Here is a 12,804-nt window from a genome sequence, read left to right on the forward strand (position 1 = left end):
GAGGGCGATGTCGCTCCATTCGCAGATGCAGACGAGGATTCAACAATGCGTTTCAAGAAAGCTCTTGGTTTGGCCTTCGCCGCCGCTTCCATGACCGCCGCCGCGGCGCCGGCCATGGCCCGTGACACCATCCAGATCGCCGGTTCTTCCACCGTGCTGCCCTACGCCAGCATCGTGGCCGAGCAGTTCGGCAACGCCTTCCAGTTCAAGACCCCGGTGGTCGGCTCCGGCGGTTCCAGCGGTGGCCTGCGTCAGTTCTGCCAGGGCGTCGGTGAAAACACCATCGACATCGCCAATGCGTCCCGCCCGATCAAATCCAGCGAGATCGAGAGCTGTGGCAAGGCCGGCGTGAAACAGATCCTGGAAGTTCGTTTCGGCTACGACGGCATCGTGTTCGCCTCCAACGCCAGCAAGGGCACCTTCAAACTCAAGCCTGAATACGTGTACAAGGCGATCGCCGCCGAAGTGCCGAAGGACGGCAAGATGGTCTCCAACCCGTACACCAACTGGTCGCAGATCGATAAATCCCTGCCCGATCAGGAAATCGTACTGGTGATCCCGGCTTCCAACCACGGCACCCGTGAAGTGTTCGAGGAGAAAGTGGTGGAAGAAGGCTGCACCGCGAAGGATGAGGACGCCTGCCTGCAGTTCCGTCAGGACGGTCGTGTGATCGAGATCTCCGGTGACTACACCGAAACCCTGGCCCGTCTGCAAGCACAGGCCGACGCGGTGGGTGTATTCGGTCTGGGCTTCTACGAGCAGAACCGTGACCGCCTGAAAGTGGCCACCATCGACGGCGTGACCCCGAGCCTGGAAACCATCGGTTCCGGCGAGTACCCGGTATCCCGCCCGCTGTTCTTCTACGTGAAGGGCGAGCACATCGGCAGCATTCCGGGTATCGAGGAATACGTGCAGTTCTTCCTGAGCGAAGACGTATCCGGTTTCGGTAGCCAGCTCGAGGAAGCCGGTCTGATCCCGCTCAACGACGAAGAGCGCGAGCAGGCGGTCGCCAACTTCGAAGACCGTAAGGTCGTAAGCAAGTAACATAGGCGCCCATGCCGATCCTCGGCCCCCGTCGGCAAAACGCTTACGGGGGCCGTTGTTTACCTGGCTTGAAGCATCGGAACACGGGTTACTGGAGTCACGATGGATAACATGACGCTGATCGTTCTGCTCCTGATCCTGATGGGCGTGGCCTATCAACTGGGTCTGACGCGGAGCCGCGCGATCGCTCGCAACACCACCGGGCGCATGAACTCCCGCCCCGGCTACTACGGATGGCTGGTGGCGCTTTGGTGCGGCCTGCCGGCGCTGTTGGTATTCATCCTCTGGACCCTGCTCGAGCCCTCGGTAATCCGTTCCGTGGTGCTCAATCAATTGCCGCCGGAGATGGCGGACCTGACCGCGCAACAAGCGGATAGCCTGATGCGGCGGCTCAATGACATCGCCAGTGGTTACGGCGTCGCCGGTGATCCGGCCGCCTACGAAGTGGCGGCGGCGGAAACCCTGTCGCGGCTGCGCTCCATTGGTGAGTTGGCCAAGATCGCGGTGATGGCGTCCCTGGCGCTGGCCGGGCTGTTCCTGGCCCGGGGTCGTATTCATGCCGACATGCGCGCCCGCAATCATGTGGAAAAGGTGATCAACGTCGGCCTGCTGCTATGCTCCGGCGTGGCGATCCTGACCACGGTGGGCATCGTCTTCTCCATGTTCGGCGAGGCGATGCGCTTCTTTTCGTTCGTGCCGCCCACGGACTTTTTTTTCGGAACCAACTGGAACCCCCGCTTCAGCAGCACCGGTGGCAACGCCTACGGTGACTTCGGCCTGCTGCCGCTGCTCTGGGGTACCTTGATGGTCAGCATCATCGCCCTGCTGGTGGCGGTGCCGCTGGGCCTGATGACCGCCATTTTCATGGCTGAATACGCGCCTGGCTGGTTGCGCTCGTTCGCCAAACCGGTGATCGAGGTGCTGGCCGGCATCCCCACCATCGTCTACGGCGTGTTCGCGCTGATGGTGGTGGGCCCGTTCTTTTCCGATCTGGGTGCCCTGGTGGGTATCCAGGTCCGTTCCACCAGCGCTCTCACCGCCGGCTTCGTGATGGGCGTGATGATCATCCCGTTCGTGTCGTCGCTGTCCGACGACATCATTACCCAGGTGCCGCAGTCGCTGCGCGACGGGTCCCTGGGCCTGGGCGCCACCAAGTCGGAAACGATCCGCCAGGTGGTGCTGCCGGCGGCCTTGCCCGGCATCGTCGGCGCCTTCCTGTTGGCCGCCAGCCGCGCCATCGGTGAAACCATGATCGTGGTGCTGGCCGCCGGCAACAGTCCGATTCTGCATGCCAACCCGTTCGAGGCGGTCTCCACGGTGACGGTGACGATCGTCAACCAGCTCACCGGCGACACCGACTTCGCCAGCCCGCAGTCCCTGGTGGCGTTCGCGCTCGGCCTGACCCTGTTCGTGATCACGCTGGGCCTGAACGTGGTGGCCCTGTACATCGTCCGTAAATACCGGGAGCAATACGACTGATGAGCAGCACGATGGATTCGGCGGCGGACAAGCGCGATCAGATACAGAGCCGGGTGGCCAGCAGTCTGCGGCGCCGTCACGCCAAGGAAAGACGCTTCAGGATGTTCGGCCTGGCGGCGGTGATGATCGGCCTGGCGTTCGTGGCGGTACTGTTCGTCAGCATCTTCTCGCGGGGGCTGCCGGCGTTCTGGCAGTCCAGCATGACCCTGGACGTCTACTTCAATCCGGAGATCCTCGATGTCGGTCCGGCGCCGGTGCGGCAGCAGGATGAATCGCCCCGGGACTTCGAGCAACGTCAGCAGTCATGGCGCACCCGGCTCACCATGGCCAACTGGAACAAGGTGATGCAGGACGCGCTGATCGCCGCCAAGCCGGAGCTGGAAGAACACCGGCGCTCGCTGCGCAAGTTGTTCACCAACGGCGAGAAATACCGGCTGCGCGACATGGTCGCGGAAGACCCGTCGCTGATTGGCCAGACCCATTCCGTCAAGCTGCTCGCCGACGCCGAGGTGGATGTCTGGGTACGCGGCAACATCGACCGCAGCCTGCCGGACTCGCGCCTGCAACTGAGCCCGGAAGTGCGTCGCATCGCCGATCAGTTGCATGACGAGGGCATCCTCAAGGTGGCGTTCAGCACCGTGCTGTTCACCAACCCGGATTCGCGCAGCTCACCGGCCTCCGCCGGTCTGGCCGGCGCTTTCATGGGCTCGCTGTTCATGATGATGGTGGTGATCTGTCTGGCGGTGCCGGTGGGCGTGGCCAGCGCCATCTACCTGGAGGAGTTCGCGCCACAGAACAAGTTCGTGGACCTGATCGAGGTGAACATCAACAACCTGGCGGCGGTGCCTTCCATCGTGTTCGGTCTTCTGGGTGCCTCGATCTTCATCAACTACCTGAGGCTGCCGTTGTCGGCGCCGCTGGTGGGGGGGCTGGTGCTGAGCCTGATGACCCTGCCCACGGTGATCATCACCACCCGCTCGGCGCTCAAGGCGGTGCCCCCTTCGATCCGCCAGGCGGCGCTGGCGCTGGGCGCCTCGCGGGTGCAAACGGTGTTCCAGCAGGTGCTGCCGCTGGCGGTTCCCGGCATTCTCACCGGCTCCATCATCGGCATCGCCCAGGCGCTGGGCGAAACGGCGCCGCTGCTGCTGATCGGCATGAACGCCTTCGTGGCCAATATCCCGGCCACCCCGTTTGAACAATCCACGGCCCTGCCGGTCCAGATTTATCTCTGGCAGGGTAATGAAATGCGCAATTTCTTCGAGGCGCGCACCTCGGCGGCGATCATCGTGCTGGTGCTCCTGATGATCACCCTCAACGCGCTCGCCATCTGGCTGCGCAAGAAATTCGAGACAAGGTGGTGACAATGAAGATGGTTGATCCGGATGTAATGGTGCGCCGCGATGACGACCGGCAATCGCAGCGCGCGGCGTCCCAGGGCGCCAAGATGAGCGCCCGCGATGTGAAGGTGTTCTATGGTGACAACGAAGCCATCAAGGGCATCGATCTGGATATCATGGAAAATGAGGTGATCGCTTTTATCGGCCCTTCCGGCTGCGGTAAGTCCACCTTCCTGCGCACCCTCAACCGCATGAACGACACCATCGAGAATTGCCGCATCGAAGGCAAGGTGACGCTGGACGGCGAGGATATCTATGATCCGTCCCTGGACGTGGTGTTGCTGCGCGCCAAGGTGGGCATGGTGTTCCAGAAACCGAACCCGTTCCCAAAGTCGATCTACGACAACATTGCCTACGGCCCGCGTCTGCATGGCCTTGCCAAGCGTAAGTACGATCTCGATGAGATCGTCGAGAGCAGCCTGCGCAAGGCCGGCCTGTGGGAAGAGGTCAAGGACCGTCTCGATCGTCCCGGCACCGGCCTGTCCGGCGGCCAGCAGCAACGTCTGTGCATCGCCCGCGCCATCGCCGTGAGTCCGGAGGTGATTCTCATGGATGAACCCTGTTCGGCACTGGACCCGATTGCCACCGCCAAGATCGAGGAACTGATCGACGAGCTTACCGAGTCCTACACCATCGCCATCGTCACCCATTCCATGCAGCAGGCGGCGCGGGTTTCCCATCGCACTGCTTATTTTCACCTGGGTGAGCTGGTGGAAGTGAACGACACGGAGACGGTCTTCACGAATCCGGAACACGAGCTCACCGAGGCTTACATCACCGGCCGCTTCGGCTAATACCGCGGTTCCCAGGAGAACAAACATGGATCGCATGCATTTTGGTCAGCACAGCTCCTCGCAGTTCAATGAAGCGCTGGAGTCGATTCGTAACCGCCTCATGGAAATGGGCGGCCTGGTGGAAAAGCAGGTGGTGGACGCTCTGGAAGCGTTGCTGCGCGCGGACTCCGGCCTGGCCGAAAAGGTGCTGCAGACCGAGGACCGGGTCGACCAGCAGGAAATCCTCATCGACGAGGAATGCGCCCGGGTGCTGGCCCTGCGCCATCCGGCGGCCTCGGATCTGCGCCTGATCATCGCCGTCTCCAAGGCGGTGTCCGACCTGGAGCGTATCGGCGACGAGTCCGCCAAGATCGCCGCCATGGCGTTGCAGCTGGCCGAGGAAGGCGAGTCCCCGCGAGGCTACGTGGAAGTGCGCCACATCGGCAACCATGTGCGCAACATGCTGCGCGACACCCTGGATGCTTTCGCCCGCTTCGATGCCGACAAGGCGGTGGAAGTGGCCGCCGAGGACTCCGAGGTGGATCTGGAATACCGCTCCGCCATGCGCGCCCTGGTCACCTTCATGATGGAAGACCCGCGCGCCATTTCCCGGGTGCTCAACATCATCTGGTCGCTGCGCGCCCTGGAGCGCATCGGCGACCACGCCCGCAATATCGGCGAGCAGGTGATCTTCCTGGTGAAGGGCACCGACGTGCGCCATATCTCCGTCGATGAGATGGAGAAAGAGGTGAAAAAGACCTGATTGACCCGTAGCATGGCGCTGTTTTCTGCCATAAAAACTTCATGGACCCGGCCTTGCGCCGGGTCTTTTTTCGTCTAATATATTCGTATATCCGAATATAAAGATATGAGGAAACAGAATGCACGCCGTTCAAGCCGCCCCCGTCCCGCTCTCCGTCGCCGGCCTCTGCAAATGCCTCGGCGACGAGTCGCGCCTGAGCCTGCTTTGCCTGATGCGCGTGGACCGGGAGGTGTGCGTGTGCGACCTGGTGGCTGCCCTGGATGCGCCGCAATCGACCATCTCCCGGCACCTGGCGCAGTTGCGCCAGTGTGGCCTGGTGGTGGCGCGACGGCAGGGCACCTGGATGCATTACCGGGTCAACGACGAACTTCCTGAGTGGGCGCTTACTACCATCGAAACCCTTGTGAATGAAGCGCGGGACCAGCTTGGCCTGCAACCGCAACAAGTGCGATGCAAGTAGTGTTAACAGGCCCTAACAGGAAGACCGACATGAAAACGCCGCTGAAAATACTGTTCCTGTGCACCGCCAACTCCTGCCGCTCGATCCTCGGCGAGGCCCTGGCCAACCATCTGGGCGAGGGGCGCTTGATCGCGCGCAGTGCCGGCAGCTACCCCTCCGGCCGGGTTCATCCCCGGGCCCTGGCGGTGCTGGAGCGCCACGGGGTGCCGGTGGGCCGACCGGTTTCCAAGTCCATGGATGACCTGGAAGACGAGTGGTTCGACGTGGTCATCACGGTGTGCGACGCCGCCGCCGGGGAAGCCTGCCCGGTGTGGCTGGCCGAATCCGCCAAGGTGCACTGGGGCATCCCCGATCCGGCCGCCGCCGAGGGTGACGAGGCCGATATCGAAGGGGCGTTCGAAACCACCTACCAGCGGCTGCGCGGCCGGTTGGAGAAGCTGGTGGCGCTGGAGCTGGAATCCATGACGCCGCCGGGGCTCACCGCCTCCCTGCAAAAAATCCACCGGGAAGCGGGCGAGCACTGATGCCGTTCTTCGAGCGTTTTCTGAGTGTCTGGGTGGCCCTGGCGATCGCCGTCGGTGTCGCCCTGGGACTGGCTACGCCGGGCCTGTTCCAGGCGGTGGCGGCCTTCGAGGTGGCCCATGTGAATCTGGCCGTGGCGGTGTTCATCTGGGTGATGATCTACCCGATGATGATCCAGATCGACTTCGCCGCCATGAAGCAGGTGGGCGACAAACCCAAGGGGCTGCTGCTGACCCTGGTGGTGAACTGGCTGATCAAGCCGTTCACCATGGCCGCCCTGGGCTGGCTGTTCTTCAAGGTGCTGTTCGCCGACCTGGTGGACCCGGCCACCGCCAGCGAATACATCGCCGGTATGATCCTGCTGGGCGTGGCGCCCTGCACCGCCATGGTGTTCGTGTGGAGCCAACTGACCCGGGGCGACGCCAACTACACCCTGGTGCAGGTGTCGGTGAACGACATCATCATGGTGTTCGCCTTCGCCCCCATCGCCGCCCTGTTGCTGGGGGTCAGCGACATTACCGTGCCCTGGGATACCCTGGTGTTGTCCACCGTGCTGTACGTGCTGCTGCCGCTGGCGGCCGGCGTGATCACCCGGCGCGCCCTGAGCGGGCGCGGTGGCGATGCCGCCGTGGACGCCTTCGTGCACCGGCTCAAGCCGGTCAGCGTGCTCGGCCTGCTGGCCACCGTGGTGCTGCTGTTCGGCTTCCAGGCGGAAACCATTCTCGCCAAGCCCCAGGCCATCGTGCTGATCGCCGTGCCGCTGCTGATCCAGACCTATGGCATCTTCCTGATCGCCTTCGTCGCCGCCCGCTGGCTGCGCCTGCCCCACCGTATCGCCGGCCCGGCCTGCCTGATCGGCACCTCCAACTTCTTTGAGCTGGCGGTGGCGGTGGCCATCAGCCTGTTCGGCCTGTCCTCCGGCGCCGCCCTGGCCACGGTGGTGGGCGTGCTGGTGGAGGTGCCGGTGATGCTGTCGCTGGTGGCCATCGTCAATCGCACCCGACACTGGTTCGAGGCGTAGTTGTAACGTTCAACTTATAACCAGGCAGCGCCGGCGTACCAGGTGGCGAGGCCCACTTCGGTGGAGCCGGCGGTGTCGCCGAACCAGAGCTGGCCGTCCTGGATCATCGCCTGCAGTTGCATGGCGCGCTGGCAGTAGCCGGCCAGCGCCGCTTCACTGGCGGGGTCCACGTGGACGATGCGCAGGTTGCCGAAACGCCGGACCTTGTCGCGCATGCCTTCCCACCATACCTGGGGGCTCCGTTGTCCGTAGACGTAAACGGTGACCCGGCGCGCCAGGCCGCAGGCCTTGCGCAGCCGCTTTTCGTCGGGCATCCCCAGCTCAATCCAGTGTGCCAGGGTCTGATCCGGATCGTGTTGCCACAGGTCCGGCTCCTCGGTGCTGGAAAGGCCCCGGGTAAACGACAGGTCCTCGTGGGCATTCAGGGCGAAGGCCATCAGCCTCAGCATCATGCGCGACTCGGTCTCGGACGGATGCAGCGCCACGGTCAGGTTGTGGGTGGCGTAGTAGTCGCGATCCAGGTCCGAGACGGTCAGCTCGGCTTTGTGAATGGTGGCGGTCAACGCCATCGATGGCTCCCCTCTTGGTTCAAAGCAGCGCCCAGACACCGAATACGATGAACAGGGCGGCGCTGATTCGGTGCGCCCAGGTTTCGAAACGCTCGCTGGCGAAGCGGTGCGCCACCCAGATCACCGGCAGGTTGGCGGCGATCATACCCGTGGTGGTGCCCAGAAGCACCGGCCAGAATTCCTGGAAGCGCACCGCCAGGGCCACCGTGGCCACCTGGGTCTTGTCGCCGATTTCGGCGATGAAGAACAGTACCAGGCTGGTCAGGAAGGGGCCGAAGCGGTATTTGTCGCCGACCTCTTCGTCCTTGTCCGGAATCAGCATCCACAGGCCCAGGGCGATGAAGCTCAGACCGAGAATCCACTGCAGCCAGTTTTCCGGGATGGCGCCTGCCAGCCAGTCACCGAACCAGACGCTGATGCCGTGGTTGATCAGGGTAGCGACGATCACGCCGGCGAGAATCGGCCAGGGTTTGCGGTAGCGCACCACCAGGGCCAGCGACAACAATTGGGTCTTGTCACCGATTTCGCCCAGGGCGACCAGCAGGGTAGAGGTAAAAAAGGCGTCCAATGGAGTTCCTTAGGGGGGCGGGATCGACCAATAACCGGAGACATCGCCCGTCGATCCCGCCCCCGCGGAATACGGACAATGCCTCAGGTCTCGTCGATACCGCCTGCACGGTGATGCGTGCGGCGGGACACGATCGCCATGCGCATTGAGGCGCAAATATGTTGACGACCGTCCAGAGCGGGGTGGCTCGGCGACTACTCCCCCAAGACGGCGCCAACCATAGCCGGGTGCGCCGGGCATGGCAAGTCCGGCTGCGCCGGCGCGGCTTCATGTGTAGGCTGTGAACATCTCGAGATGGAGGAGCCGAAAGCGTGTCCACATACCACCATGGCAACCTGCGCCCGGCGCTGGTGGAAGAGGGGCTGGCGTTGCTGGCGGAAAAGGGCGGCGACGGCTTCAGCCTGCGCGAGCTGGCGCGCCGGGTGGGTGTCACCGCCAACGCCAGCTATCGGCATTTCGCCAACAAGGAGGCCTTGATGCTGGCCCTCGCCGCGGAGGGATTCCGGCGCCTGCGCGCCGCCCAGGAGGCCGCCGAGGCGGCGGCCGACAGCCCCGGGCGGCAATTGCTGGCCGGTGGTCTCAGTTATCTGCGCTTCGCCCATGCCAACCCGGCCCTGTTCCGCCTGATGTTCGGTGCCGCCGCCGCCGCCCGGCGTGGCGGTGACGATGATGATCCCGAGCTGACCGATACCTCCAACGCCGCCTTCGAGACCCTGCGGCGGGCGGTGGCCCGCGCCGGCGACGCCGACGAAGCCACGGTACGACGGACCGCCCTGCGTGCCTGGGCCATGGTGCATGGTTTCAGCCAGTTGCTGCTGGATGGACAGCTCGATCATCTTGGCGACGATCCCCTGGCCGAGGCGGAAGCCGCGCTCACCGACGCCATTCGCGCCGCCGGCCCGGTATAATCCCGCTCCCGGAGGAACCCCATGAGCGAAAACCGTTTTCTTGATATCGAAACCAAGCTGGCCTACCAGGAGGATCTGGTGGCCAGCCTCAATCGCATCGTCAGTGACCAGCAGCGCAAGCTGGACGAGATGGAAGCCGCTTACCGGAAATTGGTCGACCGGGTGGTGGAGCAGGGCGAGGAGCTGGCGGCGCTGCGTATCCAGGACGCGCCGCCGCCGCATTACTGATGCCCCGTCCCGCCAGGATGGCTGTAGGAGCGGCTTCAGCCGCGAATCGGCGTGTCAGCGGGCGGCCCCGCCACCCGGGCCGGCGGGAAGTGACAGGTGAAGGTGCTGCCCTTGCCCAGGGTGCTCTGGATTTCCAGTTTGCCGTCGTGACGCAGCATCACGTGCTTGACGATGGCCAGGCCCAGGCCGGTGCCTCCGGTCTGGGTCACGCGGCTGTTGTCCGGCCGGTAGAAGCGTTCGGTGAGCCGCGGAATGTGCTGCGGATCAATGCCGGGGCCGTCGTCGCTGACCGAGAGATGGCCGCCCTGGTTGTCCTGGCGCCATTCGATGTGAATGTGCCCCTGGGCCGGCGTGTATTTGACCGCGTTGGTGATCAGGTTGCCGAAGGCGCTTTCCAGCTCCGCCGGATTGGCCACCAGGCGCGCGTCCTCGGGCACCGTCAGGGTAATCTCGTGATCCTTCTCCCGGGCCAGGGCCAGGGCGTTTTCGCGCATGCGGTGCAGCATGCCGTGCACCGCCACGGTCTGGCCGGTGTTGTCCGCCTTGGTGTTTTCCAGCCGTGACAACAGCAGCAGGTCGTTGACCAGCGCCTCCATGCGATGGCTCTGGGTATCCATGTGATACAGCGCCCGGCGCAGGCGGGTCTGCTCCTCGGGCACGGTGTCGAGCAGGGTCTCCAGGTAACCCTTGAGCACGGTGAGCGGCGTTTTCAGCTCGTGGCTGACATTGGCCACGAAGTCCTTGCGCATCTCTTCCAGGTGGTGGAGCCGGGTCATGTCCCGGGCCAGGATCAATTGGTCGCCCTCACCGAACTCGGTGATGCGGAATTGCAGGATGCGGTTGTCGTCCACCGGCGCCGGGATTTCCAGCGGCTCGTTAAAGCGGCCCTTGGCGAGATAATGGGTGAAGCGCGGGTGGCGGATCAGGTTGGTGAGCGGCTGGCCCAGATCCTTGTCCGGGCGCAGGCCAAGGTGTTTCTGGGCGGCGTGGTTCCAGTATTCCAGGTGGCCGTGCTGGTCGATCATCACCACCACGTCTTCCAGGGCGTTCACCGACTCCTGGGCGCGCTGGATGATGCCCTGAAGGTTGTCCTGGGCGCGCCGTTCCTGGCGGAACAGATGCTCCAGGCGGGTGTAGAATTCGCCCCACAGGCCGCCGGCGTCCGGCGGGTCGGTGTGCTCCTCGCGCACCAGCCAGGTGTACAGGGCGAACAGTTGCCGGGTGCTCCAGATGATGTACAGCCCCAGGCCCGCCACCAGCGGCCAGATGGTTCGCCATAGCAGACACAGCAGCAGGGAGGCCGCCACCAGGATCAGGATGCGGTTGACTTCCTTGGCCAGACTGGCCCTCATTCCCGAGGGGTGCTTCATGCAATGAACCTTAAACCATCAGGATGCCTGGCTGGTCTTCACCGAGAACCGGTACCCCGTGCCGCGCACCGTTTGAATGAAACCGTCGAAGCCGTGCGGTGCCAGGGCCTTGCGCAGGCGGCGGATGTGCACGTCGATGGTGCGGTCCTCCACATACACGTTGGCGCCCCACACCTGATCCAGCAACTGGGTGCGTGAGTAGGCGCGCTCCTGGTGGCTCATGAAGAACTCCAGCAGCCGGTATTCGGTGGGGCCCATGTCCACCGGATTGCCGTGGGCGCTGATGCGGTGACTGACCGGGTCCAGGCACAGGCCCTCCACGTCGATGGCCTTTTCCGCAGCGGCCACCGAGGAGCGCCGCAGCACCGCCTTGATGCGGGCGATCAACTCGCGGGTGGAGAACGGCTTGGTGATGTAGTCGTCGGCGCCCACATCCAGGCCCTGGATCTTGTTGTCTTCCTCGCTCTTGGCCGTGAGCATGATGATCGGCACCTCGGTGGTGGCGTCCTCGCGCTTGAGGCGGCGTGCCAGCTCGATGCCGCTTACCGACGGCAACATCCAGTCCAGCAGCACCAGATCCGGGCGCTCGTCGACGATGCGCTCATGAGCGACCTGGGCGTTCTCCGCCTCCAGTACATCGAAGTCGGCCAGTTCCAGGGCCACGGCCACCATTTCGCGGATGGCCGGTTCATCGTCAACGATCAGAATGCGGTTTCGGGACATGGCTGCAATCTCTAATTTTTCGCCGTTTTTGAATTGTCCCCTATTACATTGCCTTTTTATGACATCCCGATGACAAATTTGCACCCTTTTCAGCTTCCACCGGCAACCAGGTATTGCAGGTACAGCCCAATGAACACGCAGCCTCCGGCCCAGTGGTTGCTCAAAAAGGCGTGGAAGCAGGGCCAGCGCTCGCGGTAACGAATACGCCATTGTTGATGCACGAAACTGGCCGCCATGGCCGCCAGTCCCAGATACCAGGGCCAGGCGAAACCGAGCCGCTGGCCCACCAGCCAAAGCGCCACCAGGGTGAGCCCCTGCAGCACGCCGATGATCAGCTTGTCCAGGTCGCCGAACAGAATCGCGGTGCTCTTGATGCCGATCTTCAGGTCGTCCTCCCGGTCGCACATGGCGTACTCGGTGTCATAGGCCACGGTCCACAGCAGATTGGTGGTGAACAGCAGCCAGGCGATCTCCGGCACGGCGCCGGTTTCCGCGGCGAACGCCATCGGCACCGCCCAACTGAAGGCGGCGCCCAGAAACAGCTGGGGCAGATAGGTGAAGCGTTTGGTGAACGGGTAGAGCAGAGCCAGCCCCAGGCCGCCGAAGGACAGCAGAATGGTGAAGCGGTTGAGGAACAGCACCAGCACGAAGGCCAGTAACCCGAGCCCGGCGAACAGCGCCAGAGCCTGCTTCGAGGACAGCGCGCCGGTGGCCAGGGGGCGCCCCTCGGTGCGCTCCACATGGCCGTCGAAGTCCCGGTCCGCGTAGTCGTTGATCACGCAGCCGGCGGCGCGCATCACGTACACACCGAGCACGAAGATGATGATGTGCTTGAGGCTGGGGGTGCCGTCGCCGGCGATCCACAGCGCCCACAGAGTAGGCCACATCAGCAGCATGCTGCCGATGGGTTTCTCCAGGCGCATCAGCTGGATCCAGGGCCACAGGGCCGGGTAGCGGTGTTCCACGAAAGCGAGCATAG

The 12,804-nt window shown here is 63.9% G+C and carries 15 protein-coding genes; 10 read left to right on the forward strand and 5 right to left on the reverse strand.

The window, feature by feature from the left end:
* Positions 1-45: 45 nt before the first annotated feature.
* The 8 genes from ACLD02_RS01650 to arsB all read left to right on the forward strand — a co-directional run bounded on the left by ACLD02_RS01650 (position 46) and on the right by arsB (position 7,459).
* Positions 46-1,044: a substrate-binding domain-containing protein gene (locus ACLD02_RS01650; protein WP_203104092.1), complete on the forward strand. Its 999-nt coding sequence runs from the start codon at positions 46-48 to the stop codon at positions 1,042-1,044.
* Between the two features lie 102 nt (positions 1,045-1,146).
* On the forward strand, positions 1,147-2,523 hold the full coding sequence (pstC, locus tag ACLD02_RS01655) for a phosphate ABC transporter permease subunit PstC (RefSeq protein WP_203104091.1): 1,377 nt from the start codon (positions 1,147-1,149) through the stop codon (positions 2,521-2,523).
* Complete coding sequence (gene pstA, locus ACLD02_RS01660) at positions 2,523-3,884, forward strand: phosphate ABC transporter permease PstA (RefSeq protein ID WP_238400964.1); 1,362 nt, start codon at positions 2,523-2,525, stop codon at positions 3,882-3,884. Before pstC ends, pstA begins: the two co-directional genes overlap by 1 nt.
* A gap of 26 nt (positions 3,885-3,910) precedes the next feature.
* Positions 3,911-4,714: a phosphate ABC transporter ATP-binding protein PstB gene (gene pstB, locus ACLD02_RS01665; protein ID WP_410298622.1), complete on the forward strand. Its 804-nt coding sequence runs from the start codon at positions 3,911-3,913 to the stop codon at positions 4,712-4,714.
* Positions 4,715-4,739: 25 nt separating this feature from the next.
* A complete protein-coding gene (gene phoU, locus ACLD02_RS01670) occupies positions 4,740-5,456 on the forward strand; it encodes a phosphate signaling complex protein PhoU (protein WP_203104089.1) in 717 nt (238 codons plus the stop codon).
* A gap of 118 nt (positions 5,457-5,574) precedes the next feature.
* Positions 5,575-5,916 (forward strand): ArsR/SmtB family transcription factor, encoded by a 342-nt coding sequence (locus ACLD02_RS01675; RefSeq protein ID WP_410297767.1) that lies wholly within the window; start codon positions 5,575-5,577, stop codon positions 5,914-5,916.
* Positions 5,917-5,945: 29 nt separating this feature from the next.
* Entirely contained in the window at positions 5,946-6,440 is a 495-nt protein-coding gene (locus ACLD02_RS01680) for an arsenate reductase ArsC (protein WP_410297768.1), read from the forward strand.
* Entirely contained in the window at positions 6,440-7,459 is a 1,020-nt protein-coding gene (arsB, locus tag ACLD02_RS01685; RefSeq protein ID WP_203104083.1) for an ACR3 family arsenite efflux transporter, read from the forward strand. The genes ACLD02_RS01680 and arsB overlap by 1 nt, the downstream gene beginning before the upstream one ends.
* A 14-nt stretch (positions 7,460-7,473) precedes the next feature.
* Here arsB and ACLD02_RS01690 read toward each other — a convergent pair whose 3' ends face one another.
* Together ACLD02_RS01690 and ACLD02_RS01695 are read right to left on the reverse strand one after the other, a co-directional pair.
* Positions 7,474-8,028 (reverse strand): YaeQ family protein, encoded by a 555-nt coding sequence (locus ACLD02_RS01690; RefSeq protein WP_203104081.1) that lies wholly within the window; start codon positions 8,026-8,028, stop codon positions 7,474-7,476.
* Between the two features lie 19 nt (positions 8,029-8,047).
* Positions 8,048-8,596, reverse strand: coding sequence for a TMEM165/GDT1 family protein (locus ACLD02_RS01695; RefSeq protein WP_203104079.1), 549 nt, complete (start codon positions 8,594-8,596; stop codon positions 8,048-8,050).
* A gap of 311 nt (positions 8,597-8,907) precedes the next feature.
* Here ACLD02_RS01695 and ACLD02_RS01700 point away from each other — a divergent pair, with 311 nt between their 5' ends.
* Positions 8,908-9,504 (forward strand): TetR/AcrR family transcriptional regulator, encoded by a 597-nt coding sequence (locus ACLD02_RS01700; RefSeq protein WP_338015203.1) that lies wholly within the window; start codon positions 8,908-8,910, stop codon positions 9,502-9,504.
* A 21-nt stretch (positions 9,505-9,525) separates the two neighbouring features.
* A complete protein-coding gene (locus tag ACLD02_RS01705; protein ID WP_203104077.1) occupies positions 9,526-9,732 on the forward strand; it encodes a SlyX family protein in 207 nt (68 codons plus the stop codon).
* 35 nt (positions 9,733-9,767) lie between these two features.
* Here ACLD02_RS01705 and phoR read toward each other — a convergent pair whose 3' ends face one another.
* The 3 genes from phoR to ubiA form a co-directional block, all read right to left on the reverse strand.
* Positions 9,768-11,084: a phosphate regulon sensor histidine kinase PhoR gene (phoR, locus tag ACLD02_RS01710; protein ID WP_410297769.1), complete on the reverse strand. Its 1,317-nt coding sequence runs from the start codon at positions 11,082-11,084 to the stop codon at positions 9,768-9,770.
* A 36-nt stretch (positions 11,085-11,120) separates the two neighbouring features.
* Positions 11,121-11,825, reverse strand: coding sequence for a phosphate regulon transcriptional regulator PhoB (phoB, locus tag ACLD02_RS01715; protein WP_203104074.1), 705 nt, complete (start codon positions 11,823-11,825; stop codon positions 11,121-11,123).
* Between the two features lie 89 nt (positions 11,826-11,914).
* Positions 11,915-12,802: a 4-hydroxybenzoate octaprenyltransferase gene (gene ubiA / locus ACLD02_RS01720; RefSeq protein WP_203104072.1), complete on the reverse strand. Its 888-nt coding sequence runs from the start codon at positions 12,800-12,802 to the stop codon at positions 11,915-11,917.
* Positions 12,803-12,804: the final 2 nt, after the last annotated feature.

Origin of the sequence: Alloalcanivorax sp. C16-2, assembly GCF_046507615.1 — a bacterium.
GTDB classification, from domain to species: domain Bacteria; phylum Pseudomonadota; class Gammaproteobacteria; order Pseudomonadales; family Alcanivoracaceae; genus Alloalcanivorax; species Alloalcanivorax marinus_A.

Excerpts from the sequence above, each read along its gene's own strand:
- ACLD02_RS01650 (WP_203104092.1), top strand. The coding sequence starts at position 46 with ATGCGTTTCAAGAAAGCTCTTGGTTTGGCCTTCGCCGCCGCTTCCATG.
- pstC (WP_203104091.1), top strand. The coding sequence starts at position 1,147 with ATGGATAACATGACGCTGATCGTTCTGCTCCTGATCCTGATGGGCGTG.
- pstA (WP_238400964.1), top strand. The coding sequence starts at position 2,523 with ATGAGCAGCACGATGGATTCGGCGGCGGACAAGCGCGATCAGATACAG.
- pstB (WP_410298622.1), top strand. The coding sequence starts at position 3,911 with ATGGTGCGCCGCGATGACGACCGGCAATCGCAGCGCGCGGCGTCCCAG.
- phoU (WP_203104089.1), top strand. The coding sequence starts at position 4,740 with ATGGATCGCATGCATTTTGGTCAGCACAGCTCCTCGCAGTTCAATGAA.
- ACLD02_RS01675 (WP_410297767.1), top strand. The coding sequence starts at position 5,575 with ATGCACGCCGTTCAAGCCGCCCCCGTCCCGCTCTCCGTCGCCGGCCTC.
- ACLD02_RS01680 (WP_410297768.1), top strand. The coding sequence starts at position 5,946 with ATGAAAACGCCGCTGAAAATACTGTTCCTGTGCACCGCCAACTCCTGC.
- arsB (WP_203104083.1), top strand. The coding sequence starts at position 6,440 with ATGCCGTTCTTCGAGCGTTTTCTGAGTGTCTGGGTGGCCCTGGCGATC.
- ACLD02_RS01690 (WP_203104081.1), bottom strand. The coding sequence starts at position 8,028 with ATGGCGTTGACCGCCACCATTCACAAAGCCGAGCTGACCGTCTCGGAC.
- ACLD02_RS01705 (WP_203104077.1), top strand. The coding sequence starts at position 9,526 with ATGAGCGAAAACCGTTTTCTTGATATCGAAACCAAGCTGGCCTACCAG.
- phoR (WP_410297769.1), bottom strand. The coding sequence starts at position 11,084 with ATGAGGGCCAGTCTGGCCAAGGAAGTCAACCGCATCCTGATCCTGGTG.
- phoB (WP_203104074.1), bottom strand. The coding sequence starts at position 11,825 with ATGTCCCGAAACCGCATTCTGATCGTTGACGATGAACCGGCCATCCGC.
- ubiA (WP_203104072.1), bottom strand. The coding sequence starts at position 12,802 with ATGCTCGCTTTCGTGGAACACCGCTACCCGGCCCTGTGGCCCTGGATC.